The organism is Parasulfuritortus cantonensis, assembly GCF_004337445.1.
Taxonomy (GTDB): Bacteria; Pseudomonadota; Gammaproteobacteria; order Burkholderiales; family Thiobacillaceae; genus Parasulfuritortus; species Parasulfuritortus cantonensis.
The window spans coordinates 78200-102375 of the sequence record NZ_SJZB01000001.1 but is presented as its reverse complement, the minus strand read 5'-3'; the positions used below and the strand labels follow the sequence as shown (position 1 = coordinate 102375).

18 protein-coding genes and 1 pseudogene are annotated in these 24176 nt (G+C 67.9%); 7 read left to right on the top strand and 12 right to left on the bottom strand.

The features are described 5' to 3' along the window. Positions 1-23: 23 nt before the first annotated feature. The 12 genes from tssH to tssA all read right to left on the bottom strand — a co-directional run bounded on the left by tssH (position 24) and on the right by tssA (position 12143). Positions 24-2756 (bottom strand): type VI secretion system ATPase TssH, encoded by a 2733-nt coding sequence (gene tssH, locus EZJ19_RS00470; RefSeq protein WP_131444341.1) that lies wholly within the window; start codon positions 2754-2756, stop codon positions 24-26. Between the two features lie 85 nt (positions 2757-2841). Beyond that, a complete protein-coding gene (locus tag EZJ19_RS00465; protein WP_131444340.1) occupies positions 2842-3261 on the bottom strand; it encodes a hypothetical protein in 420 nt (139 codons plus the stop codon). Further along, positions 3242-4027, bottom strand: coding sequence for a hypothetical protein (locus EZJ19_RS00460; RefSeq protein WP_131444339.1), 786 nt, complete (start codon positions 4025-4027; stop codon positions 3242-3244). Before EZJ19_RS00460 ends, EZJ19_RS00465 begins: the two co-directional genes overlap by 20 nt. A gap of 146 nt (positions 4028-4173) precedes the next feature. Continuing rightward, positions 4174-5211, bottom strand: coding sequence for a type VI secretion system baseplate subunit TssG (gene tssG, locus EZJ19_RS00455; RefSeq protein WP_131444338.1), 1038 nt, complete (start codon positions 5209-5211; stop codon positions 4174-4176). Beyond that, on the bottom strand, positions 5175-5603 hold the full coding sequence (locus EZJ19_RS16120) for a type VI secretion system baseplate subunit TssF (protein WP_240754603.1): 429 nt from the start codon (positions 5601-5603) through the stop codon (positions 5175-5177). Before EZJ19_RS16120 ends, tssG begins: the two co-directional genes overlap by 37 nt. Then, positions 5573-7048 (bottom strand): type VI secretion system baseplate subunit TssF, encoded by a 1476-nt coding sequence (tssF, locus tag EZJ19_RS00450; protein ID WP_240754602.1) that lies wholly within the window; start codon positions 7046-7048, stop codon positions 5573-5575. The genes EZJ19_RS16120 and tssF overlap by 31 nt, the downstream gene beginning before the upstream one ends. A 2-nt stretch (positions 7049-7050) precedes the next feature. After that, positions 7051-7557 (bottom strand): type VI secretion system baseplate subunit TssE, encoded by a 507-nt coding sequence (tssE, locus tag EZJ19_RS00445; protein WP_131444337.1) that lies wholly within the window; start codon positions 7555-7557, stop codon positions 7051-7053. Between the two features lies 1 nt (position 7558). Then, complete coding sequence (locus EZJ19_RS00440; RefSeq protein ID WP_131444336.1) at positions 7559-8356, bottom strand: type VI secretion system accessory protein TagJ; 798 nt, start codon at positions 8354-8356, stop codon at positions 7559-7561. Between the two features lie 98 nt (positions 8357-8454). Continuing rightward, the gene (locus tag EZJ19_RS00435; protein WP_131444335.1) at positions 8455-8937 is read right to left on the bottom strand and encodes an Hcp family type VI secretion system effector; all 483 of its coding nucleotides are present in this window, start codon (positions 8935-8937) and stop codon (positions 8455-8457) included. 85 nt (positions 8938-9022) lie between these two features. Beyond that, positions 9023-10522 (bottom strand): type VI secretion system contractile sheath large subunit, encoded by a 1500-nt coding sequence (gene tssC / locus EZJ19_RS00430; RefSeq protein WP_131444334.1) that lies wholly within the window; start codon positions 10520-10522, stop codon positions 9023-9025. Positions 10523-10555: 33 nt separating this feature from the next. Beyond that, entirely contained in the window at positions 10556-11059 is a 504-nt protein-coding gene (gene tssB / locus EZJ19_RS00425; RefSeq protein ID WP_131444333.1) for a type VI secretion system contractile sheath small subunit, read from the bottom strand. Between the two features lie 46 nt (positions 11060-11105). Next, positions 11106-12143 (bottom strand): type VI secretion system protein TssA, encoded by a 1038-nt coding sequence (gene tssA / locus EZJ19_RS00420; RefSeq protein WP_131444332.1) that lies wholly within the window; start codon positions 12141-12143, stop codon positions 11106-11108. 259 nt (positions 12144-12402) lie between these two features. Between tssA and tssK the strand changes: the two genes are divergently transcribed. The 7 genes and pseudogenes from tssK to EZJ19_RS00375 all read left to right on the top strand — a co-directional run bounded on the left by tssK (position 12403) and on the right by EZJ19_RS00375 (position 24151). Continuing rightward, positions 12403-13734 carry a type VI secretion system baseplate subunit TssK gene (gene tssK, locus EZJ19_RS00415; protein WP_131444331.1) on the top strand — a complete coding sequence of 444 codons (1332 nt, stop codon included), beginning with the start codon at positions 12403-12405 and terminating at the stop codon, positions 13732-13734. 35 nt (positions 13735-13769) lie between these two features. Then, positions 13770-15089 carry a DotU family type VI secretion system protein gene (locus tag EZJ19_RS00410; RefSeq protein WP_206199262.1) on the top strand — a complete coding sequence of 440 codons (1320 nt, stop codon included), beginning with the start codon at positions 13770-13772 and terminating at the stop codon, positions 15087-15089. Between the two features lie 88 nt (positions 15090-15177). Beyond that, positions 15178-18328: pseudogene (gene tssM / locus EZJ19_RS16730) on the top strand (type VI secretion system membrane subunit TssM); the annotation flags it as partial. A gap of 45 nt (positions 18329-18373) precedes the next feature. Then, positions 18374-18721, top strand: a complete 348-nt coding sequence (locus EZJ19_RS16725) for a type VI secretion IcmF C-terminal domain-containing protein (RefSeq protein WP_420813081.1) — start codon at positions 18374-18376, stop codon at positions 18719-18721. A 43-nt stretch (positions 18722-18764) separates the two neighbouring features. Beyond that, on the top strand, positions 18765-19487 hold the full coding sequence (gene tagF, locus EZJ19_RS00395; RefSeq protein ID WP_131444328.1) for a type VI secretion system-associated protein TagF: 723 nt from the start codon (positions 18765-18767) through the stop codon (positions 19485-19487). Between the two features lie 41 nt (positions 19488-19528). Further along, complete coding sequence (locus tag EZJ19_RS15695) at positions 19529-23227, top strand: serine/threonine protein kinase (RefSeq protein ID WP_165873396.1); 3699 nt, start codon at positions 19529-19531, stop codon at positions 23225-23227. Positions 23228-23242: 15 nt separating this feature from the next. Beyond that, positions 23243-24151: a sel1 repeat family protein gene (locus EZJ19_RS00375; RefSeq protein ID WP_131444327.1), complete on the top strand. Its 909-nt coding sequence runs from the start codon at positions 23243-23245 to the stop codon at positions 24149-24151. The last annotated feature ends 25 nt before the right edge of the window (positions 24152-24176 follow it).

Below are 24176 nucleotides of genomic sequence, written 5' to 3'. Positions count from 1 at the left end.
ACCGCCACGCCTTCGCTCCCCGCTCAGGAATAGCTGTAGCTGAACTCGCCGTCGGCGACGCTGATGTGGACCTTCTCGATCGGCTTGCCCTCCATCATGTGCTCCAAGAAGTGCCGGCTGATGGCCGGCAGCACGGTGTTGGTCAGGATCGCGTCGATCATGCGGCCGCCGCTCTCCAGCTCGGTGCAGCGGGCGGTGATCAGCTTCACCACCTCGTCGTCGTAGGTGAACGGGATCTTGTGGTGTTCCTTGATCCGCTTGGCGATGCGGCCCAGCTGCAGGCGGGCGATCATGCCGATCATCTCGTCGTTGAGCGGATAGTAGGGGATCACCACCAGGCGGCCCAGGAGGGCGGGCGGGAAGACCTTGAGCAAGGGCTCGCGCAGGGCCTTGGCGATGGCCTCCGGTTCCGGGATCAGGTCCGGGTCCTTGCACAGGTTCATGATCAGGTCGGTGCCGGCGTTGGTGGTGAGCAGGATCAGGGTGTTCTTGAAGTCGATCACCCGGCCCTCGCCGTCCTCCATCCAGCCCTTGTCGAAGACCTGGAAGAAGATCTCGTGCACGTCCGGGTGGGCCTTCTCGACCTCGTCGAGCAGGACCACGGAATACGGCCGCCTACGCACCGCCTCCGTGAGCACGCCGCCTTCGCCATAGCCGACGTATCCCGGGGGCGCACCCTTCAGGGTCGAGACGGTGTGGGCCTCCTGATATTCGCTCATGTTGATGGTGATGACGTTCTGCTCGCCGCCGTAGAGGGCCTCGGCCAAGGCCAGGGCGGTCTCGGTCTTGCCAACGCCGGAGGTGCCGGCGAGCATGAACACGCCGATCGGCTTGTTCGGGTTGTCGAGGCCGGCACGCGAGGTCTGGATCCGGCGCGAGATCATCTCCAGGGCGTGGTCCTGGCCGATGATGCGCTGGCCGATCAGCTTGGGCAGGTTGAGGATGGTCTCGACCTCGTTCTTGGCCATGCGGCCGACCGGGATGCCGGTCCAGTCCGCCACCACGCTGGCCACCGCCTGGTAGTCGACGGTGGGCAGGATGAGCGGGTGCTCGCCCTGCAGCTCGGCGAGCTGGGTCTGCAGTTCCTTGAGCCGGGCCAGCAGGGCCTGGCGTTCCTCGTCCGACAGCTTGGGCGCCTGGGCGGCCTGGGCGGCGGCATCGGCGGCGTTCTCCAGCTGGCTGCCGGTGCCCTCGACCGCCTCGGCGGCGCCGCGCAGCTTGGCCCGGGTGTCGAGCAACTCGTCGACCAGGGCCTTTTCCTCGTTCCAGCGCTTCTCCAGGGCGGCCAAGCGCTCGTGTTCCTCGTGCAGCTGCTGGGTCACCATCTCCTCGCGGCCGCTGACGTCGACGCCGATGCTCTTCTCGCGGGCGATGATGCGCTGCTCGGTATCCAGGGCGTCGATGCGCTTGCGGCTGTCGTCCACCTCGGCCGGCACCGCGTGCAGGCTGACCGCGACCCGGGCGCAGGCGGTGTCGAGCAGGCTGACCGACTTGTCCGGCAGCTGGCGGGCCGGGATGTAGCGGTGCGACAGCTTGACCGAGGCCTCCAGGGCCTCGTCCAGGATCTGCACCTTGTGGTGCTTTTCCATGGTGCTGGCGACCCCGCGCATCATCAGGATGCCCTTGTGCTCGGACGGCTCGTTGACCTGGACGACCTGGAAGCGCCGGGTCAGGGCCGGGTCCTTCTCGAAGTACTTCTTGTACTCGGCCCAGGTGGTCGCCGCGACGGTACGCAGGGTGCCGCGCGCCAGGGCCGGCTTGAGCAGGTTGGCGGCATCGCCGGTGCCGGCGGCGCCGCCGGCACCGACCAGGGTGTGGGCCTCGTCCATGAACAGGATGATCGGCTTGGGCGAGGCCTGCACCTCCTCGATCACCGAGCGCAGGCGCTGCTCGAACTCGCCTTTCATGCTCGCCCCGGCCTGCAGGAGGCCGATGTCGAGGGCGAGCAGCTCGCAGTCCTTCAATTGCGGCGGCACGTCGCCGCGCGCGATGCGGGCGGCGAAGCCCTCCACCACCGCGGTCTTGCCGACGCCGGCCTCGCCGGTCAGGATCGGGTTGTTCTGGCGCCGGCGCATCAGGATGTCGACGATCTGGCGAATCTCCTCGTCGCGCCCGACGATGGGGTCGAGCTTGCCGGTGCGGGCCTGCTCGGTCATGTTGACGGTGAACTTCTTCAGGGCCTCCTGCTTGCCCATGGCGGCCGGGGCGATGGCGCTGCTGGCCTCGCCCGGCGCGGCGCCGCCGCCGACTTGGGAGCCGTCCTGGGCGGCCAGGACATCCTCCGGCGAGCCGGACAGGATGGTGCCGAAGCCTTCGGTGAGATCGTCCGGCTTGATCTTCTTGAACTCGCCCGAGATCGCCAGCAGGGCATTGCGCAGGGTCGGCGTCTTCATGCCGGCAACCAGCAGGTGGCCGGTGCGCACGGCGCCCTCGCGGAACATCAGGGTGCCGAACACCCAGCCGCGCTCCACCGACTCCTCGATCAGGGGCGAGAAGTCGGAGATCGCGGTGGCGCCGCGCGGCAGGGCATCCAGCGCCGAGGTCATGTCGGTAACGAGGCGGCCGGCGTCGAGGCCGAAATGTTTGACGATGCGGTGCAGGTCGCTGTCCTGGGTCTGGAATATCTGGTGCAGCCAGTGCACCAGTTCGACGTAGGGGTTGCCGCGCAGCTTGCAGAACACCGTGGCGCCCTCGATGGCCTTGTAGGCCAGGGGATTCAACTTGCCGAACAGGGAAACGCGACTGATCTCACTCATAGCGACACCTTATTGTTGATTGATCGATCGTCGGCCCGGAAACCCCGGACCAGGTTGTTGCCAGGACATCCGCGGCGGACCGCCGTCACCGGCCCGCCAGCTTGCTGGCGCCGATGCAGACGTTGCCGTCGAGCACCGCCAGCCCGAGCCGGTCGCCGACTGCGACGGCCGGCAAATCGTGCGCCGGGTAACGCAGGTGCACCCGGACCGACGGCTGCCCGGACGGCACGCCGAGCAGTTCGCCTTCCAGAATCATCGGGTTCGGGAAGCCGTCCGCCATGGACGGGGAATTGCGTATCCCGAACAGGCCGCCGCCGTCGGCCTTCACCTTGTCGACGCGGACCTCCAGCGTCTGGCTGGGCTGGCGCCCGGCGGGCCACTCCCAGCGCAACTCCAGTACCTTCTCCGAACAACCGAACATAAGCGCCACCCCGCAGGTCATGAGTATCGCGGCCACGTAGCGGGCGAAGCCGTATCCGAACCGGTCACGAAGTCGGATAGACATAGCACGTGAACCCCGCACCCGCACGTTGGAAATCCAGATAGCCGGCGTATGAAGTCGCCTTCGCACCCAGCACGTTGGCCAGTTGGTTGTAGAAATTGTCCGGGGTATCCAGGCCGGGGATGCCCTCGCTGACGATGCCCGCCTCGATGAATGCCTCGGCGGCATGGCTCGAGCAGTTGTGGCCGAGCAGGTAGAAGTCGCCCGGCTGGGCGCGCCGGTCCTGCCAGTACTTCGTAAACGCCTTGGCCTGCTCGGCGGTCACCGTCACCAACAGCAACGTCGACACCGCCTCCACTTCGCGCGCCTTGTCGGCACTCACGTACTGCGGCCGCCGGCGCTCGAAATCCTCGTAATAGAACACCGTGCCCTTCATGTTCATGCCCGAGATGTTCGAACTGGCCGACGGCCCGGGCCTGGAGGACTGGCTGCTGCTGCCCGAGGAGGAGCCGCTGCTGCCGCTGCTGCCACTCCGGTCCCAACCGCTCGACCAGTCGCCACCGTCGCCGAAGAAACCGACCGGGGCACCGTTCGGGAGCACGCAGTCGGCGTGCTGCTGGAGCACGCCCGGGGCATGGCCGATGCCGGTCTTGCCGCGCACGACCAGCCCGACGTGAAGGCCGTCGAAGCGGATTTCGAGTTGCCGGTTGCAGCGCTCCACGGCAACCGGCCCCGGCGTGGACCAGGCCTTGCTGAACAGCGAGCCCTCGTGGTTGATCACGGTGTTGAACACGTTGCAGGTCACACCGGGCACGCTGCTACCGGCCATGGCCACCTCCGGCGTCCCGGCGGCGGCCGCGGGAGCGCGCCGCGCCGAAGCCGAGCGCGGCGGCGAAACCCTGGTCGACAGTCATTCTGCGCAATCCCCTCATGTCACTCCTCCGGCGTCGCCCCCGGGGGCCGGCCCGGGCCGGCTCAGGTCCGGTCGACGCTCAAACCACCGCATAGCCACATGTCATCCGCATCGCGCCCCGCGCGCCGCTCGCCCAGCCAGGCCAGCCAGCCGAGGCCGCCACCGACGCCCAGTTGGAGCCTGGGGACCTCGTCTTTCTTCAGCACCAGATTCAGATCCCAGTCGAACTCGTAGCCGACATAGTTGCGTATCCAGTCGGCCAGGCGCCGCAGGCTGGTCTGCCCGGGCAGGAAACGCTGGTAATCGGCCAGGGTCAGCGGCCCCAGCACGATGAGAAACTTGCTCTGGACGTCCCAGACCCGTTCGCCGGCCACCGCCGTGACGCCCAGGCGGGCATTCGGGTCGCCCCGGCTCAGGCTGGTACGGGTTTCGCGCGGCAGTTCCAGCCAGTGGCCGCGGCATTGCTCGATGCGCACCGGGACCCGGAAGTAGCTGGCCAGCATGACCTCCAGGGAACCGGCGTTGCGAACCTGGCGCGCGAACAGGCCGGTGAAGGCGATCTTGGCGTAGTCGGGCACGCTGTCGCGGCCGCGCAGGCTCTCCATGCCGAGGCCGCCGAAGGCCCCCAGGTAGTGGCCGAAGGCGTCGTCGGCGGGGCGGTCCAGGCTCACCGTCGGCTGCGACCGGGCCCAGGCCCGGTAGAACAGCGACAACAGGCGATGGTGGAATACGTCCAGGAAGCGCACCAGGGTGGGGTCGCCCTGGTTGCGTTGGCGGTCGCGGGCGAACTCGGTCAGGTGCAGCGGCAGCGGACCGTTGGGACCGAGCAGCCCCAGGAAGCTGACCAGCAGGCGGGCCGGGTGGCCATCGTGGGCCGGCTCCAGGGCACGCAGGGTGGAAGGGGCGAAGGCCAGGGAGGGTTCCTGGGCAAACCGGACGAGATCGTCCTTGAGGCGCTTGCTGGTGCCGATGCGCGGCTTGGCCGGATCGGCCAGTTCGATCCGGCGCATGGCCTGGAAGAAACCGAACGCGTACGGGTTCTCGGCCAGGTGGCCGAGCAGGTCTACAGCACCTGACGCTGTCCGAGTCTCGCCGGCCATCGCTTGATCTCTCCGCGGCTGACTGAATTCAGCACGGTCTGGGTGAACGAATTGAGTGACGCGTGCCGGGCAAAGAATCGTTCCAGCACGGCCCCGAGCAGGAAGATGCCGCTGCCCTCGAAGGGGCGTTCCTCAAAGGTGAGCTGGATCTCGACGCCGCGCCCGAAGGCGATCGGCCCGGCCGCCGACGGCATGCGCGCGACGATCTGCCGGGCGGCCACCGACTGTACGCCTTCGAGCTGCTTGTGCAGCGGCGAATGGATGTCCAGGCCGTACAGGCCGAGCATTTCGCGCAAGGCGGCGGCACCCTCGCGCGGCCCGGCGTCGATCAGGGACAGGTAGTTGAGCGACAGGTGGCTGATCAGGCGCCAGGGCGTCTCGCCCTCCAGCACCGGCGCGACCGGCCGGGAAGGCCCTTGATGCAGCGGATACCGCTCACCGGGGCGGCGACTTCGAGGGAAAAGTCGTTGTTGTTGCCCAAGGACAGGAACAACGGCAGGTCGCGGTTGGAGCACAGGGTGTTGATCGACAGCTGGCTGAGATCGGAGGCGTAGGGCGCCTGGGCAGGGTCGACCAGGGACAGGAACACCTCGGTGCCGATGTAGCTCGAGCGGGCACCCTTGAGCTTCTGCCCCGAGGACAGCATGCGCGGCGTCCGGCGCAGGGTGTAATAGGCGCCGTATTGCGTGGTCACCTGATCGTGGATGGCGTAGAACGGCTCGAACTCCTGCTGGCTATCGCCGCCCGAGCCGTATCCGGTCACCTCGCTGACCTCGTATATCTCGTAATCCATCGGCCGCATGCGCTCGGGGACGACCTGGTACTCGTGGCTGGTCTCGCTGAGGTGGATGCGGTCGGCACGCTTGGCGAACAGGTTCACCGCCGGCACGGCATTGAGCATGAAGTTGGTGACGTCGACGGCCTTCTCCAGGGCCGCATCCGGCTTGTTCAGCAGCAGCACGATCTCCAGGCTGTCGCCGTCGCAGTCCGCCACCGCCTGGCGCAGGCCGGCCAGGTCGATGAACAGGTAGCGGGACGGGAAGGCGCTGTATTCCTTGAGCAGGCGATAACCGCCGAAGGCGCGCGGCGACTGCGGCAGCAGCGCCTCCTCGTCGGAGAAACCGACCGGCTGCACCGCCTCCGGCCCGAGCAGGCGGTACCAGCGACCGTTGGCCGGACGCACCAGCACGGCGACGGTGTAGGCGCACATGTGCTCGTACAGCTTGTGCGCCGTCCCCTCCTCGCCGGAAAGGTGCACGGTCAGGCGATCCAGCGCGGTCTGCCGGAAGGCCAGGCCGGCCGTGCTCTTCAACGTCAGGGTGAGCGCGGCGCGGGCCGATTTCGGCAGGTCCGGGCCGCTCCCCGAGATGGCCGGCAGATAACCCTGGTAATGCGCCTCGGCGAGTTGCACGGGCCACATGGTGAGATCGTGGGCGGTGCGGAATACGCAGGCCGTGCTCTCGCCCGGCTGCAGGCGCGAACGCAGGACGGTCTGGCGCGGCAGGGCGACGCCCTGGGCCAGGGCCGGCTCGTTGAGGTCGACCTGGAACTGGACGATGGCCATCGCCGGCGTCGGCGCCTGGTAGCCCGGGTACACCATCTCCAGCAGATTCTGGGTGAAGACCGGAAACTCGGAGTCGATCTTCAGCTGGATGCGCCCGGTCAGATAGGCGAAACCCTCGAGCAGGCGCTCGACGTAGGGATCCGGGCATTCCTTGGCGTCGGCGTCCAAACCCAGGCGGGCGGCGATCTTGGGGAATTCGCGCGCGAACTCCGCCGCCCCCTCCCGGATGTGCAGGAGCTCCTGGTTGTAGTAGTCGAGCAGACGCGGATCCATGCCTACTCCCGCTTCGCCTCGACGACCCGCGATTCGCCGCTTTCCATGTCCAGCTCGGTACGCAGCAGCAGATCGATGGGATACGGCTGGGCCCACATCTGGGCCTCGATCCGGAACGAGATCACGTTGTGGCGGGCGAAGCCCTCGTCGTTGGCCTGAGCGCGCACGCGCACCGTGTCGGCCAGCAGGCGGGGTTCGAAGTCGATGATGCTGCGCCGCAGCATCTGTTCGACCTCGCGCAGGTTGAGCGCCGCCGCCGGGCGCCCGGACAGGGCCGGGATACCGTAGTTGACCACCGAGCGACGGACCTGCGGGTAGTCCTCCAGGGCCGCGTCATCGTACTGGGTCGCGTTGAACAGCCAGTTGAGGTCGCGCAGGACACTTTCGCGCAGGCGGGCGGTGGAGAACGACCGGGCATCGCGCGCCTCGCTGCGCTTGTCCGGCTCATTGTCGATCAGGCGGTCGAGCAGGGAGGGATTGAGTCGCTCCTTGGCGACCGGCTCGGCCATCTCAGCTGCCCAGGGTGACCCGGCGGACATCCAGGAGCGGGTAATCGGCCGCATCCGTCGTCCACATCCGCTGGCCGAGGCCGATGAAGGTGTCCGGGGTGATCTCCCGCCACTCGGTCCGCCGAGCCAGCTTCAGGGCATCGTCCTCGGCCCGCTCGGAACCCGGGTAGCGCGCCGGCAGCAGGGCCACGTTCTCGCCGCCATTGGCGAAGGTCAGCGTGGCCGGCAGCCAGACCAGATCGCGCAAATCCTCGGGCGGGTCGATCTCGATGCGACTGAGACGCTCGAACGGAATCCAGTAATACTTGCCGTCCAGGATCGCCTCGAGCACCGGGCCGAGGCGCATGTCGGCATCGGCCAGCCAGGCGAAGGCCTGGCCATCGACGTCGCCGGCGCTCTGCGGCGCCGCTTCGAAGGCCTGGCCGCGCAGGCCGGCCGCCTCGGCATGATGGCCTTCCGCGTCCAGGCGGACGGCCTGGATCAGCAAGGCGACCCATTCGACCGGGTCGCCCAGGAGCAACGGCAGGCGAGTGCCGGCGAAGACCTCCTGGCGCAGCGCTTCGCACTGCAGGGCCGCCCGATAGGTCTGCACCATGGCCAGGGTTTCCTTGTCCAGCTCGGCCAGCGTGGCCAGCTGGGTGGCCGCCTTCTCCCACTGCCCGAGCAGGCTGTAGATCTGGAACAGGAGAATGCGGTGACTGATCCGGGCGGGCTCCGCCCGGACGGCCGCCTGGACGGCGGCGAGCGCCGACGCCAGATTGCCTTCCTTGAGGGAGCGCTCGATTGTATCGGCCTGCATGGCTTGCCATCCTTCGCGTCAAAAGGCGGACACACCCCGACCGCCCGGGCCGGCCAGGCCGATCCGGGCGGTTGGGCCCTGCACGATCAGAGCGAGCGTCAGGCGCCCTTGTTGGTGATCAGGTCGTAGCTGGCCTTGATGTCGCCACCCAGGCTGCCGTCCTTCTTCTGCGGCTTGTAGATCATCTCGATCTTCGAGAACGCGAACGAAACGCTCTCCATCGGCGTATCGCCGGAAGCGGAAACGCTGTACGACGTGACCATGCATTCCGTGAACGTGATCTTGAAGTACTCCTGCTGTTCCTTACCGGCCTTGCGCCCGACCAGGATGATCGAGTCGATGTGGTCGCCGATCGCGCAGGTCTTCATCAGGTTGACCGAACTCTTGTCCACCACCTTGGAGACCGTGAAATCCTGCATCTGCACGCGGCCCGCACCGGCACCGCCGGTGGCGCTGCCGATCGTGGCCGAGTTGGACTCGCCCCAGGACCACGACATCAACTCGATCTCATTGGCGTGCTTCGAGTCGGTGGATTCACCATCGATACCAGCAATTTTCAGGAAGTAGTCAACATCTGCCATCACATTCTCCTTTCAGGATTACTTGCTCATACCGCGGCCGGACTGGCCGGCCGCGGCACCTCTCTGGACCAATTCTGCGTCCGTGTCAGCTGCCGCCCTTGAGGGAAGGCAGCTTGGAGACCAGACGCAAGGACACGGTAAGCCCCTCCAACTGGTAATGCGGCTTGAGGTAGAACCTGGAGGTGTAGTAACCCGGGTTACCTTCCACCTCCTCCACCACCACCTCCGCGGAAGCCAGCGGCTTCTCGGCCTTGACCTCCTCGGAAGAGTGCTCGGGATCACCGTCGACATAGTTGGTGATCCAGTCGTTCAGCCAGCGTTGCATCTCGGTCCGGCTCTTGAACGAGCCCAGCTTGTCACGCACCATGCACTTCAGGTAATGGGCGAAGCGGCAGGTGGCGAACAGGTAGGGCAGGCGCGCCGCCAGGTTGGCGTTGGCGGAGGCGTCCGGATCGTCGTACTCGGTCGGCTTCTGCAGCGACTGGGCGCCGATGAAGGCGGCGAAATCGCTGTTCTTGCGGTGCACCAAGGGCATGAAGCCGTTCTTGGCCAGTTCGGCCTCGCGCCGGTCGCTGATGGCGATCTCGGTCGGGCACTTCATGTCGACACCGCCGTCGTCGGTCGGGAAGGTGTGCACCGGCAGGTTGGGCACCGCACCGCCGGATTCGACGCCGCGGATGCGCGAGCACCAGCCGTATTCCTTGAACGAGCGGTTGATGTTGACGGCCATGGCGTAGGCGGCGTTGGCCCAGGTGTACTTGCCGTGGTCGGCCCCCTCGGTGTCTTCCTCGAAGCTGAACTTCTCGACCGGATTGGTCTTGGCACCGTACGGCAGCCGGGCCAGGAAGCGCGGCATCGCCAGGCCGATGTACTTGGCGTCGTCGGACTCGCGCAGGGAACGCCAGGCCGCGTATTCGGCGGTCTGGAAGATCTTCGTCAGATCACGCGGGTTGGCCAGTTCCTGCCAGCTATCCATCTGCATCACGGTCGGGCTCGCGGCTGAGATGAAGGGGGCGTGCGCGGCGGCGGCCACCTTGGCCATCTCACCCAGCAACTCGACGTCCTGCGGACCCTGGTCGAAATAATAGTCGCCCACCAGGCAGCCGTACGGCTCGCCGCCGAACTGGCCGAATTCCTCTTCGTACAGCTTCTTGAAGATCGGGCTCTGGTCCCAGTTCGTACCCTTGTAGCGCTTGAGGGTCTTGTGCAGATCGGTCTTCGAGATGTTGAGCACGCGGATCTTCAACTGCTCGTCGGTCTCGGTGTTGTTGACCAGGTAGTTCAGGCCGCGCCAGGCGCTCTCGAGCTTCTGGAAGTCGTCATGGTGGATGATCTTGTTGATCTGCTCGGTGAGCTTCTGGTCGATCGCGGCGATGATCGCCTCGATCGTCTTGACGGCGTCGTCGGACACCAGGGCGGTATCGGCCAGGGCCTGAGAGGCCAGGGTGCGCACCGCCGACTCGACGGCCGACTTGGCCTGGTCGGTCTTGGGCTTGAATTCCTTCTGCAGGAGGGCGGAGAAGGCGTCCAGTTCAGCCTCTACGGCACCGGCTTGCTGCAATGTTTCTTGTTGTTCGTTCGCCATTATGGAATCTCCTGAATGCGACGTATCGGGTGCTTATTCCTGATCGGCGGGCTTGGCCGCGGACGCCAGGGAATTGAGCAAGGCAGGATCCTTGAGCACCTTGGCAAGCAGTTCTTCCGCACCCGTCTTGCCGTCCATGTAGGTCATCAGGTTGGAAAGCTGGGTGCGCGCCTCCAGCAGCTTGTTGAGGGCATCGACCTTCTTGGCCACGGCGTCGGGCGAGAAGTCGTCCATGCTCTCGAAGGTGATGTCGACGTTGAGGTTGCCCTCGCCGGTCAGGGTGTTGGGCACCTGGAAGGCGACGCGCGGCTTCATGGACTTCAGGCGTTCGTCGAAGTTGTCGACGTCGATGCTGAGGTACTTGCGGTCGGCCACCGCGGGCAGCGGTTCCTCGGGCTTGCCGGACAGGTCCGCCATCACGCCCATGACGAAGGGCAACTGCACCTTCTTCTGGGCACCGTAGAGTTCAACGTCGTATTCGATCTGGACACGGGGTGCGCGGTTGCGCGCGATGAATTTCTGACTGCTGCCTGCCATTTCCTCTACTCCTTATCAGGAAGTTGGTGTTGTTCCGACAAACGCCTCAATCCTCGTTCTCTTCGAATCGTATGCCACCGATCAGTTCGATGCGCTCGCGCGATTCCGGCATGAGTTCGCGCACGATGTCGACAAAATCCATCTCCAGCAGCTTGACCGCCCGGTCCAGCAGCATGGGCGCCGGGCTGCTCGGCTCCGCCCGCTTCAGGAAGTCCGACACCTGACGCAGCACGCGCACGGCATCGGCACGGCTGGCGAGACCGCCCACGGACTGGCCGCCCCCTGCTGCCGGGGCCCCGGCAGCGCCCGCCGCCTCGTCGCCGGCCGCCGCGTCTGCGCCCGCACCGCCGCCCGACAGCTCGGCGTAGAAATTGCGCAGTTGTTTGAGCTGGCGCACCAGGTCGCCGAAATCGGGCGACGTGCCGGCCTCGTTGCTGAAGGTGGACTCGATGTCGTTGAGCGCCTCGATGGCGGCGTCGACCGCCGCCGCCCGCGTCGCATTCTCGTCCGCGTCGCCGTCCTGCCAGGCTCCGGCGAGCAGGGCAGGACTCGCTGCCGTCTCGCCTTCGCGGGCATCCAGCCGGCCCTGGGCGATGTCCAGATCGCGCATGTTGAAGCGGCCGATGCCCGGCGCCTCGACGATGGGCGTGCTGCGGAAGAAAGGCATGAAGCGTTCGGGGTCGACGAGCATCGCCAGGGCGTTCAGGCGCTCGATGGGATCGTTGTCCTCGTCCTCGATCAGGTTGGGAAAGAAGTTGGGCCAGAACTGGCTCACCATGCCGCCGATCAGGTTCAGGCCGGTCGCCAGGCCGGCCATGCCCTCCAGGCGCATCAGGGCGAGCGTCAGGATGAAGGCGACGCGCACGTCGTGCGTGCGCCCGGACAATTCCAGCGCCAGGTCGCGCACCTGGCGCCAATCGGGCTCCTCGGCCCCCGAGGTCTCGCCGGACACCGGATCGTAGACGCCCGGCTTGCCCTGCGCCAGCCGGTCCAGTTCCTGGAATGCGGCATCGTATTCCAGATTTTCCCCGGACGGACTGTCCTCGCCAATCGGCTGCAGTAGGCTCTCGATATCCAGTGCCATGCCACTCCCCCGCTTTACCGTAACCCGCACCCAACGCCACCGAATGAACCGGACTGCGCGCGCACTGGCCTCGTGAATGCTGGTACGTGCCGCGCTGCAGGATTCCTAGGGGTCATACGGCTAGGACTGGATTGTTGTTGTTGAAGAATCTATACCATAGCACATATTATTTCCGCACCACCCACCAGCCCAGCCGGTCCGGCGCAACAGGCCGGTAACGGAATCTGACAAAAATGAACGAAGTGCGTGAGGCATGTAGATGAGTCAGCAAAATCGTGTGGTCTGGTCAGAAGGTTTATTTCTCCGGCCCCAGCATTTCCAACAGGCGGAGCGCTTCCTCGAGTACTGGATAGAGAGCCGGATCGGCGCCGGCTTCGCCTACGGCTATGGCTTCAGCAGCCTGGAGCTCGACCCCGAACTGCTCAAGCTCGGCAAGCTCGGCATCCGCTCGGCGCGCGGCATCATGCCGGACGGCACGCCGTTCGCCATCCCCGACGAATGCCCGGCCCCGCCGCCGCTCGAGGTACCCACGGACTGCAAGGACACGGTGGCCCTGCTGGCCCTGCCGCTGCGCCGCTCCGGCATGCCGGAGCTGAGCCTGGGCGACGCGGCCGGGCTGCCTCGCTACCGCGGGGTCGACGCCCTGGTCAGCGACAACGTCGCCGGCATACCCGGCGAAGCCGACATGAAGGTCGGCCAATTGGCCTTCAAGCTGGTGCTGGCCAACAGCTCGACCGAGGCCTACACCACCATGTCGGTGGCCAAGATCAGCGAGCGGCGCAGCAGCAACGTGGTGGTGCTGACCGAGAACCACATCCCGCCCTGCCTGGATTGCCGTGCCAGCGAGACCCTGCACGACTACCTGCGCGATATCGCCAGCCTGATCAACCACCGCGCCAACGGCCTCGCCGGGCGCCTCGGCCAGCCCGGCCAGCAGGGCGTCGCCGAGATCGTCGATTTCCTGATGCTGCAGGTGGCGAACCGCTTCGACCCGATCTTCCGGCACCTGCAGGAACGCGAGCCGCTGCATCCCGAGAGCCTTTACATGGTCTGCCTGGGCCTGGCCGGCGAGCTCGCCACCTTCACCCATGCCAACCGGCGTCCGGCCGACCTGCCGGCCTACCGGCACGACGCCCTGCTGGAAACCTACCTGCCCCTGATCAACGACCTGCGCGACTCGCTGACGGCAGTGATGGACCAGAACGCACTCTCCATCGAGCTGCAGGACCGCGGCCGCGGCCTGTACACGGCAAGCATCCCGGACCTCGACCTGCTGCGCAGCGCCTCCTTCATCCTGGCCGTGAACGCCCAGGTGGCCGGCGAACTGTTGCGCCACGACTTCCCCACCCAGGTCAAGGTCGGCCCGGCCGAGAAGATCCGCGACCTGGTGATGTCGCACCTGCCGGGCATCGTCCTGCAGCCGCTGCCCGTGGCGCCGCGGCAGCTGCCCTACCACGCCGGCTTCACCTACTTCGAGCTGGACCGCGGCAGCGAATTCTGGAAGACCCTGGAAGCGAACCGCCTGCTGGCCCTGCACATCGCCGGCGACTTCCCCGGCCTGCAGATGGAACTCTGGGGCATCCGCAGCTGAGCACCCGAGCATCAAGCTCCCAATAAGGACCCGTCATGAGCGAACCGACCCTACCCGACTTGCCGGACATGCCCGACTCCGACGCGACCATCATGATCCCGCGCCCCGGCGGCAAGCGCGCGCCGGCGGCCGAGCCGGCCCAGCCCGCGGCCCCGGCCCGGCGGGTCCGCGAGGCCGCCTACGAGGAGCCGGCGGTGCCGGCCGCCGCCGGCGGCGTCAACCCGCTGCTCGCCGCGGCCAACCCGGTCCTCACCCTGATCCCGCAGATCCGCGCCACCCTCGCCCACCCCGATCCCAAGGGCCTGCGCGACTACCTCCTGCACGCCATCTCGGAGTTCGAACAACACGCCCGCCAGGCCGGCGTCGCGCCCGAGAAGATCGTCGTCGCCCGCTACGCCATGTGCACCGTGGTCGACGAGACGGTGGCCTCGACGCCGTGGGGCGGCACCTCGCTGTGGGCGCGCGAGAGCCTGCTGGTGACCCTGCACAAGGAAACCTGGGGCGGCGAGAAATTCTTCCAGCTCCTGCACAAGATGCTCGAGGATCCGCAGCGCAACCTGGACCTCATCGAGCTGATGTACGCCTGCCTGGCGCTCGGCTTCGAAGGCCGTTTCCGGGTACTCGACAACGGCAAGGCCCAGCTCAACGAGTTGCGCAACCGCGTCTACCAGACCATCCGCCAGCAACGCGGCGAATACGAACGCGACCTGGCCGCGCACTGGCGCGGCGTGGCACGCAAGCCCAAGGCCCTGATCCGGCAGATCCCGCCCTGGGTGATCTTCTCGGCCATCGCCTTCGTCCTGTTCGCCGTCTTCCTCACCCTGGTCATCCTGCTCAACCAGTCCTCCGACCCGGTGTTCTCCAACCTGGCCGGGATCAAGGCGAACACCGGCAACCTGCAGCGCGCCGCCGCGCCCATCGCCAAGCCGCGCCTGCGCACCCAGTTGAGCAACGAGATCGCCCAGGGCCTCCTGGACGTCCAGGAAGATGCCCAGATGAGCCGGGTCATCATCCATGGCGACAACCTGTTCGAGCCCGGCAGCGCCGATCTCAACCCCGCCCTGGTGCCGGTGATCCAGCGCATCGCCGCGGCCCTCAACGAGGTGCCCGGCGCCGTCGTGGTGACCGGCCACACGGACGACGTGCCGATCCGTTCCCTGCGCTTCCCGTCCAACTACCACCTGTCGCTGGAGCGTGCCAACTCGGTGCTCGCCATGCTCGCCAAGACCCTGCGCGACCCGAGCCGGATGCGTGCCGAGGGCATGGCCGACGCGCAACCGCTGGCGCCCAACGACAGCCCCGCCAACCGGGCCCGCAACCGGCGCGTCGAGATCCTGCTGAGGGTGGCGGGATGAGCCGGTCTGCCATCGTCCACGCCCGCCCGGTCAGCCGTCCGCCGCTGATCACACCCAACCGCTGAGCGAACCGCAAGGGACAGCCGCCATGAAGGAAAAATTGCGCAACGTGTTCACCAACCACTGGGTGCTCGCCGGCCTCGGCCTGCTGCTGCTCAGCCTGGTCATCTGGTTCGTCGGCCCGGCCTTCGCCTTCTACAACCACCGGCCGCTCGGCTCGGCCACCAGCCGGATCGTCCTCATCCTGCTGGTCATCCTGATCTGGGCCGCCTACGAGGGCTGGAAGGTCTACCGCGACTGGCGCGCCAACAAGCAGATGCTGGCGGCCCTCGCCGAGGGCGAAAGCCAGGACCAGAACCTGTCCGCGCGCGAGGTCGCCGACCTCAAGCAGCGTTTCGAGCAGGCCGTGTCCACGCTCAAGAAGGCCCGCTTCGAAAACAAGGCCGGCGGCGGCCGGAGCTACCTCTACCAACTGCCCTGGTACGTGTTCATCGGTGCCCCGGGCTCCGGCAAGACCACCGCCCTGATCAACTCGGGCCTGCGCTTCCCGCTCGCCGACAAGTTCGGCAAGGACGCCATCAAGGGCGTCGGCGGCACCCGCAACTGCGACTGGTGGTTCACCGACGAAGCGGTCCTCCTCGACACCGCCGGCCGCTACACCACCCAGAGCAGCAACCAGACTGTCGACAGCCGTGCCTGGCAAGGCTTCCTGAAGCTGATCCGCAAGTTCCGGCCGCGCCAGCCCCTGAACGGCGCCATCATCACCCTGAGCATCTCCGACCTGCTCACCCAGAACGCCGCCGAGCGCCAGGAATACGGCCGCGCCGTGCACCAGCGCATCCAGGAACTGTACGGCGAGCTCGGCTGCCGCTTCCCCATCTACATCATGGTCACCAAGTGCGACCTCCTGGCCGGCTTCATGGAGTTCTACGGCGACCTCGGCCGCGAGGACCGCGCCCAGGTCTGGGGTACCACCTTCGAATACCGGGCCGAGGGCGGCGGCACCTCGCCCTGGCCCAGTTCGACAAGGAATTCGACAGCCTCTCGGAACGCCTGTACAGCCGCCTGTTCGCGCTCATCGAAGCCGAGCGCGATCCCCAGCGGCGCGCCCTCATGTACGCCTTCCCGCAGCAGTTCGGCAACCTCAAGCCGCTCATCGACAACTTCCTGCAGGAGGTGTTCGGCAACTCGGCCTTCGAGGAACAGGGCATGCTGCGCGGCGTCTACTTCACCAGCGGCACCCAGGAAGGCAGCCCGATCGACCGCGTGCTGGGCACCCTGTCGCGCGCCTTCGGCATCGAGCGCGAGGTCCTGCCGCCGGCCGCCAGTTCCGGCAAGAGCTATTTCATCACCCGCTTCCTGCGCGAGGTCGCCTTCTCGGAATCCGACCTGACCGGCCAGAGCGAACGCATCGAGCGGCGCAACAAACGCATCATGCTGGCCTCCTACGGGGTCGCCGGCCTGCTCGCCGTGCTGCTCATCGCCGGCTGGATGGTGAGCTATTTCCGCAACCAGACCCTGGTCGGCGAGATCAACGCCAGCGCCGCCGAGATCAAGAAGCAGGCCGCCCAGATGCCGCCCGCCATGCAAGGCAGCCTGGTCGACATCCTGCCGGTGCTGAACGCCGTGCGCGACCTCCCGGCCGGATATGGCCAGCGCGATCGGAGTGTGCCCCTGACCCTGGGCCTCGGCCTGTACCAGGGCGACAAGCTCGGCGCCCAGGCCAGCGCAGTCTACTTCCAGCTCCTGCGCGACGCCCTGTTGCCGCGCATCGCCCTGCGCCTGGAAGAGCAGATCCGCGCCGCCGACAACCCGGACATCCGCTACGAGGCCCTGAAGACCTACCTCATGCTGTACGACAGCGGCCACCTGGACGTCGATGCCGCCGAGGCCTGGATCAAGGCCGACTGGCAGCGCACCCTGGCGCGCGACGTGAGCGAGGCCGACCGTGCCAACCTGGCCTACCACCTGCACGTCGCCCTGATCCAGCGGCCCATCGAGATGGTCCTGCCGCTCGACCACAACCTGGTCGAGTCGGCCCGCCAGGCACTCGCCGCCTCGCCCCTGGCCCAGCGCGCCTACTCGCGCCTGAAGCTGATCGGTGGCGGCGCCGAGGCGCCCGACTTCCGGGTCAGCGACGCCGCCGGGCCGTCCGCCCCCTGGTCTTCACGCGCGCCAGCGGCAAGCCGCTCACCGAAGGCGTGTCCGGACTGTTCACGGTCAAGGGCTACAAGAGCGCCTTCCCCAGCGCGGCCGACACCATCGTCAAGCAGTTGGCCGAAGAGGAGGCCTGGGTGTTCGGGCCGCAGTACGCGGGGGCCAGCGGCCGCAATCCGGACGCCATCAAGGGCGAAGTCCTGCGCCTGTACCTGGCCGACTACATCCGCGTCTGGGACGACATGCTGGGCGACCTGCGCCTGGTGCCGGGCAACAGCCTGACCCAGAGCATCCAGACCATCTCCCTGCTCTCGGCCGGCGATTCGCCGCTCAAGCTGCTGGTCGTCGCCGTGGCCAAGGAGACCACCCTGGCGCCGCCGCCGAGCGCCGGCCAGGCCGCCGCCCAGGCGGCCGGCGGCCAGATGATGAACCGGATGCGCCAGACGGTGGACCGCATCCTGGGGGCCGATACCTCCGGCGTGGTCGCGGCGATCCCGGTCGACGCCCATCCGGAAGCGATCGTCGACCGCCACTTCGACCAGTTGCGTGCCCTGGTGGCGGGTGCCCAGGGGGCGCCGATGCCGATCGACGCCACCCTCGGCCTGCTCAAGGAGTACGAGGTGCAGTTGCGCGCCACCGAGGAAGCCATCAAGCGCGGCGCGCCGCCGCCCACCGACACCATGATGCTGGCCCGCATCAAGAGCGAGGCCGACCGCCTGCCGCCGCCGGCGCGCAACCTGCTCGACAGCCTGATCAACCGGACCACCGGCCAGGCCGCCTCATTCGCCCAGGAGGGCCTGAAGAAAGCCATGTCGGGCGGCGTCGGACAATTCTGCAAGCAGGCCGTGACCGGGCGCTACCCGTTCGTGCGCAACAGCAGCCAGGACGTCGCCCTGGGCGACTTCGCGCGCCTGTTCGGCCCGGGCGGCACCCTCGACCAGTTTTTTCGCACCAACCTGCAAACCCTGGTCGACGCCAGCGGGCCGATCTGGAAACCGATCAGCCTGGCCGAAGGCGTGAGCAGCGTACCCGCCGCCACGGTCACCCAGTTCCAGCGGGCCAGCGTGATCCGCGACGCCTTCTTTCCGGGCGGCAGCCCGAATCCGAGCGCTACCGCCGACCTCTACCTGGTCAAGCTCGAAGATGGCCTCAACGAGGTCACCCTGGTCAACGAAGGCCAGACGGTCAGCTTTCGCAACGGCAAGGGCATGGCGACCCGCCTGGTCTGGCCGAGCCTCAACCCCGGCAACCAGGTGCGCATGACCGCCTCGCCCGGCGGCACCGCCCTGAGCGCGGACGGCCCCTGGGCCTTGTTCCGGCTGCTCGACATGGCCAAGGTCGAGGGCGGCAGCCCGGACCGCTACCGGCTCACCTTCAGCTTCGACGGCCGCCGGGCCACTTTCGAGCTGCGCGCCGCCAGCGTGCGCAACCCGTTCCGGCTCCGCGAACTGGGCCAGTTCGCGTGCCCGGCCTGAGACCGCCGGTCATGGCGACGGCACGGACGCGGGGACTCGGCTGATGGCATTGCAGCCGGGCTTCGTCGGCAAGATACCCAGCCAGGGCGACTTCATCTCGCGCCGCCTGCCCTACGACTTCATCGACTGCTGGGACAACTGGCTCCAGGACGGCGTCGGCACCGCCCGCAGCGTCCTTGGCGAGCGCTGGCTGCAGACCTACCTGGTGGGGCCGGTCTGGCGTTTCCTGGTCGGCCCGGGCGCTTGCGGCGGGCACGGCTGGCTCGGCCTCTGGTTCCCCAGCGTCGACCGGGTCGGGCGCCATTTCCCCCTGACCGTGGCGGTACCGGTGCCGGCCCGGCAGTGGCAGCCCGCCCTGCTGTTCAGCCAGGAGGACTGGCTGGGCCGGGTCGAGGATACCGCCCTGCGGGCGCTCGATCCGCGCATCAGCCTGGACCAGCTCGACCAGGCCCTGGCCGGCCTGCCCCTCGAACTGCCCGATGCCGCCGTCGTCTCGGGCGGCACGCTGCCCGCGCGCGGCGTCTATCTGCTGCCCGAGACGGCCACGCAATCCGCCCTGGTGCGCTACGCCGCCACCCTGCCCAGTGCCGCCAAGGCGCCGGTGTCGTACTGGCACACCTGGGGCACCGACACGGTGCCGGCCTGCTACGTCGTCGCCGACCGCCTGCCCGACGCCGCCCAGTTCCCGGCTTATCTTTCCGGCGAATGGGCGCAATATGGCCTGCAACCTGATACCCTAGTGCCTCCTGGCCCGGAGGCATATTGACCGACGTTCCGGCCGGGCTTTCCTGACCGCCCGCTAAGCCTGTGAGTACACCCGAGCAACTCGGCAAATACAAGATCGTCCGCGTCATCGGCAAGGGCGCGATGGGCATCGTCTATGAGGGCTTCGATCCGGTCATCGAACGCACGGTGGCGATCAAGACCATCCGCATGGACGAGCTGGACGAGTCCGAGGCCGAGGAGCATTCGCGCCGCTTCAAGGTCGAGGCCAAGGCGGCCGGCAAGCTCAACCATCCGAACATCGTCGGCATCTACGACTACGGCGAAGAGCAGAACCTCGCCTACATCGTGATGGAATACGTGCAGGGCAAGGAACTCAAGTCCCTGCTGGATTCCGGCCAGCGCTTCCCGATCAAGCAGGTCGTCCACATCATGACGCAGCTGCTCGAAGCGCTCGGCTACTCGCACGCCCGCGGCGTCATCCACCGGGACATCAAGCCGGCCAACCTGTTCGTCACCGAGGACGGCGTGGTCAAGCTGGGCGACTTCGGCATCGCCCGCATCGACAGCACCCACAAGACCCACGCCGGCACGGTGCTGGGCACGCCCAGCTACATGTCGCCCGAGCAGATCAAGGGCGAATCGGTCGACAACCGCTCCGACCTGTATTCCTCCGGCGTCATCCTGTACCAGTTCCTGACCGGCGCGAAGCCGTTCACCGGCAGCATGGTCGCGGTCATGCACAAGGTCCTGACCGAGGACCCGGCCAAGCCGTCGTCGGTCAACCCGCAGGTGACGGCGCAGATGGAACGGGTGGTCGCCAAGGCGATGGCGAAGGAGCCCAACGACCGCTTTGCCAACGCCCGCGAGTTCGTCGAGGCCCTGCGCGCCGCCGCCGGGCCCGAACCGGCCGACGACGACGCCGAGGCGACCCGCATCATCAACGTGAGCGCCTTCCGGGCCGCCACCGCCGCAGCCGACATGACCGGGCGGACCAACGCGGCCGAGGCCACCAGCCAGACGGCACGGACGGCCAACCTGGCCGACAACGAGATCGAAATCGAGTTCTGGCGCAGCATCAAGGACAGTACCGACGCCGACGACTTCGAGGTCTACCTGAAGAAGTATCCCCAGGGCCACTACGCCGAGCTGGCGCAGCTCAAGCTGCACAAGCTGCGCCGGGCCGACACCACCCTGGGCCCCGGCGCCGAGGAGACCGCCAGCGGACGCAGCGGCAGCAACACCATCGAGGACATCCGGCGCAAGGCGGAAGAAGCCCGGCGCAAGGCCGAGGAAGAGATGCGCCGCGCCGAGGAGGAACTGCAGCGTGCCGAGGCCGCCCAGTTCAAGGCCGAAGAGGAAGCGCGGCAAAAGGCCGAGAATGCCCACGGTGAAACCGCGGCGCTCGCCGAAGCGGCGCCCAGCCTCGCGAGCCGCGTTGCCGAGGTGCTCGCCGGCAATACCGTCAAGGAAGCGCGCGACGACATCCGGAGCCAGGCCGAGACCCTGCAGAAACAGGCCGGCGACCTGCAGGCCCGCCTGCAGGACCTGCTCAGGACGCCGGAACTGCTGCCCGCCGAGACCCTGCAGCAAGTCAACAACGACCGCGACCTGTGCGGCACGGCGGCGAGCACGGCCTGGGAGGCCTTGCAGCAGTTCGAGATCGCCTACACCAAGCGGCTCGACGAACTGCAGCGCAACGTCGACACCATCACCCGGCACGGCCACCAGGCGGCCCAGGCCCTGCAGGAAGCCGAGCGAATTGCGAATGCGGCGCGGAAGCAGGGCATGACCGCGCAGGCGGTGGCCGAAGTCAAGAGCGCGACGGACCGCCTCCGGGCCATCACCGGCGATGCCCGCAAGCATATCGAACTGGTCATGCCGGACCAGGACCTGCTGCAACCCGACGTGCTGAAGACGGTGCAGACGGCCGAGGTCGCCTACGCGCGGGCCGAGGCGAAGGCGGATGAAACGCTTGCCTCGGCGGAAACGGCGTTACGGGAAGCCGAACAGGAAGCCAAACGCAAAGCCGAGGAGGAGGCACGCCAGAAGGCCGAGGCGGAAGCCAAGCGCAAAGCCGAGGAGGAGGCACGCCAGAAGGCCGAGGCGGAAGCCAAGCGCAAGGCCGAGGAAGAGGCACGCCAGAAGGCCGAGGCGGAAGCCAAGCGCAAGGCCGAGGAAGAGGCACGCCAGAAGGCCGAGGCGGAAGCCAAGCGCAAGGCCGAGGAAGAGGCACGCCAGAAGGCCGAGGCGGAAGCCAAGCGCAAGGCCGACGAAGAGGCACGCCAGAAGGCCGAGGCGGAAGCCAAGCGCAAGGCCGAGGACGAAGCACGCCAGAAGGCCGAGGCGGAAGCCAAGCGCAGGGCCGACGAAGAGGCACACCAGAAGGCCGAGGCGGAAGCCAAGCACAAGGCCGAGGACGAAGCGCGTCAGAAAACCGAGGCGGACGCCAAGCGCAAGGCCGACGAAGAGGCACGCCAGAAGGCCGAAGCGGAAGCCAAGCGCAAGGCCGAGGAAGAGGCGCACCGGAAGGCCGAGGCGGAAGCCAAGCGCAAGGCCGAGGAAGAGGCGCACCGGAAGGCCGAGGCGGAAGCCAAGCGCAAGGCCGAGGAAGAGGCGCACCGGAAGGCCGAGGCGGAAGCCAAGCGCAAGGCCGAGGAAGAGGCGCGCCGGAAGGCCGAGGCGGAAGCCAGACGCAAGGCCGAGGAGTCGGCAGCGGATGAGACGCTGGTGGCGCCTGCGGGACGGAAGTTGCCCGAAGCGGACGCCGAAGCGACCATCATGGTCTCTTCGCCGACGAGCCGTCCGCAGGAAGCACCGGCCCGGCCGTCGCCTGAGCGCCCCGCGCCGGCGGCGGAGAAGAAGGGGCTGCCCATCGTGCCGATCGCCATCGGCGGCGTGCTGGTGGCCGGTGCCCTCGGCTGGTTCCTGACCCGCGGCCCGGCGACACCGGAGCCGGCGCCGACGCCGGCGCCACCCGCGACCGCACAGGCCCCGAGCGAACCCGCGCCGCCACCGCCCAGTGCTGAGACGCGCGCCGCCACCCAACAGACCCAGGCCGCGCAACAGGCCGCCGACGCCGCGCGCCAGCAGGCCGAAGAACAACAGCGCAAGCTCGTCGAGGCGCAGAAGGCGGCCGAGGAAGCCAAGCGGAAGATCGAAGAGGCCAAGCGGGCCGGCGATGCCAAGGCCGCCGAGGAGGCCCAGCGCAAGGCCGCGGAAGAAGCGCGCAAGGCCGAGGCCCAGCGCAAGGCCGCGGAAGAAGCGGAAGCCCAGCGCAAGGCGGCCGAAGCGGAGGCCCAGCGCAAGGCCGCGGAAGAGGCGCGCCTGAAGGCGGAGGCCGAAGCGAAGCGCAAGGCGGCCGAGGCGGAAGCCCAGCGCAAGGCCGCGGCCGACGCCGAGGCGAAACGCAAGGCGGCCGAGGCCGACGCCCAACGCAAGGCCGCGGAAGCCGAGGCCCAGCGCAAGGCGGCCGAAGCGGAAGCGCAGCGTAAGGCGGCGGCCGATGCCGAGGCCCAGCGCAAGGCGGCCGAGAGCAAACCCGCCACACCCAGCGCCAGCCCGGGCGATCTGTTCCAGCAGGCCCAGGCGTCCGAGGCGGGCGGTCGTTTTGCCGAGGCGGTCCGGTTCTACAAACAGGCCGCCAACGCCGGCTACGGACCGGCTTCCAAGCGTCTGGGCGAGATCTACCTCAAGGGTGCAAAAGGCGTATCGAGGGATTATGCTGAATCGGTGCGTTGGTACGACAAGGCCCGTCAACAGGGCATGGACATACCCAACTGAGATGGAGGATGAGCAATGAGGCTTCGACACACGGCCATCTGCCTGGGGCTCGCTGCCCTGCCGTTCGCCGGCTGCGGCGGTTCCCACGAGGAAGCCAAGCAGGCGGCCCAGGCACCCGCTGAGCCGCCTGCGCCGGTCACCGCGCCCGCACCCGAGGTCGTGCCGCCACCCGCCCCGCCGGTCGCGCCGCCGACCGCTCAGGAACCGATGGTCCGGCCACCCGGCGCGGATCCGGCCAAGCTCGCCGGACATGCGAAGGCATTGGCCGACCTGGGTTATGTGCAGGAGGCCGAAAAGTTGTACGGCCATAGCTGCGACTGGGGCTACCAACCTGCCTGTGCGGCCCTCAAGACGCTGTCCGCCCCGGCCGGGAAGGCCGCCGCGACCGCCGTCCCGGCCCACGAACCGGTCCCGGCCGTGGTTGCCAAGGCGCCGCCCCCCGGCCCGGCCATCAGCCGGCCCGCGCCCGTGCCGGCGCCTGGCCACGTAGCGGCTTCGGCGGCACCGGTCGCCTCGGCCTCCGTCCCGGCTCCGGCACCGGCGGCGCCCGTTCCCGTCGCACCACCCGGCACGGCGCAAAAGGCCGCGCCGGCCAGCCCGCCGGCGGTACCGGAACCGGCGCTGGTGGCCGCGGCGAAGCCCGCCCCCGTCGTCGACAAGCCCGTCACCGCCGTCGATACCCGCAAGGTCAGCCAGCAGGCGCATGCCCTCGACGAGATGGGCTATCTCCCGGTTGCGCTCAAGCTGTACAAGGACGCCTGCCTGAACGGCGACGGTGCCGCGTGCAAGCGGCTGGGCGAGATCTACATCAAGGGTAGCGACGGCGTCGAGCGCGACTATGCCGAGTCGGTACGCTGGTACGACCGTGCCCGTCGCCTGGGCGTCGCCGTCCCGGCACTGGAAAAACGCGCGGTTTACCGATGACCCATCGTCTTTGAAGGGATGCCCA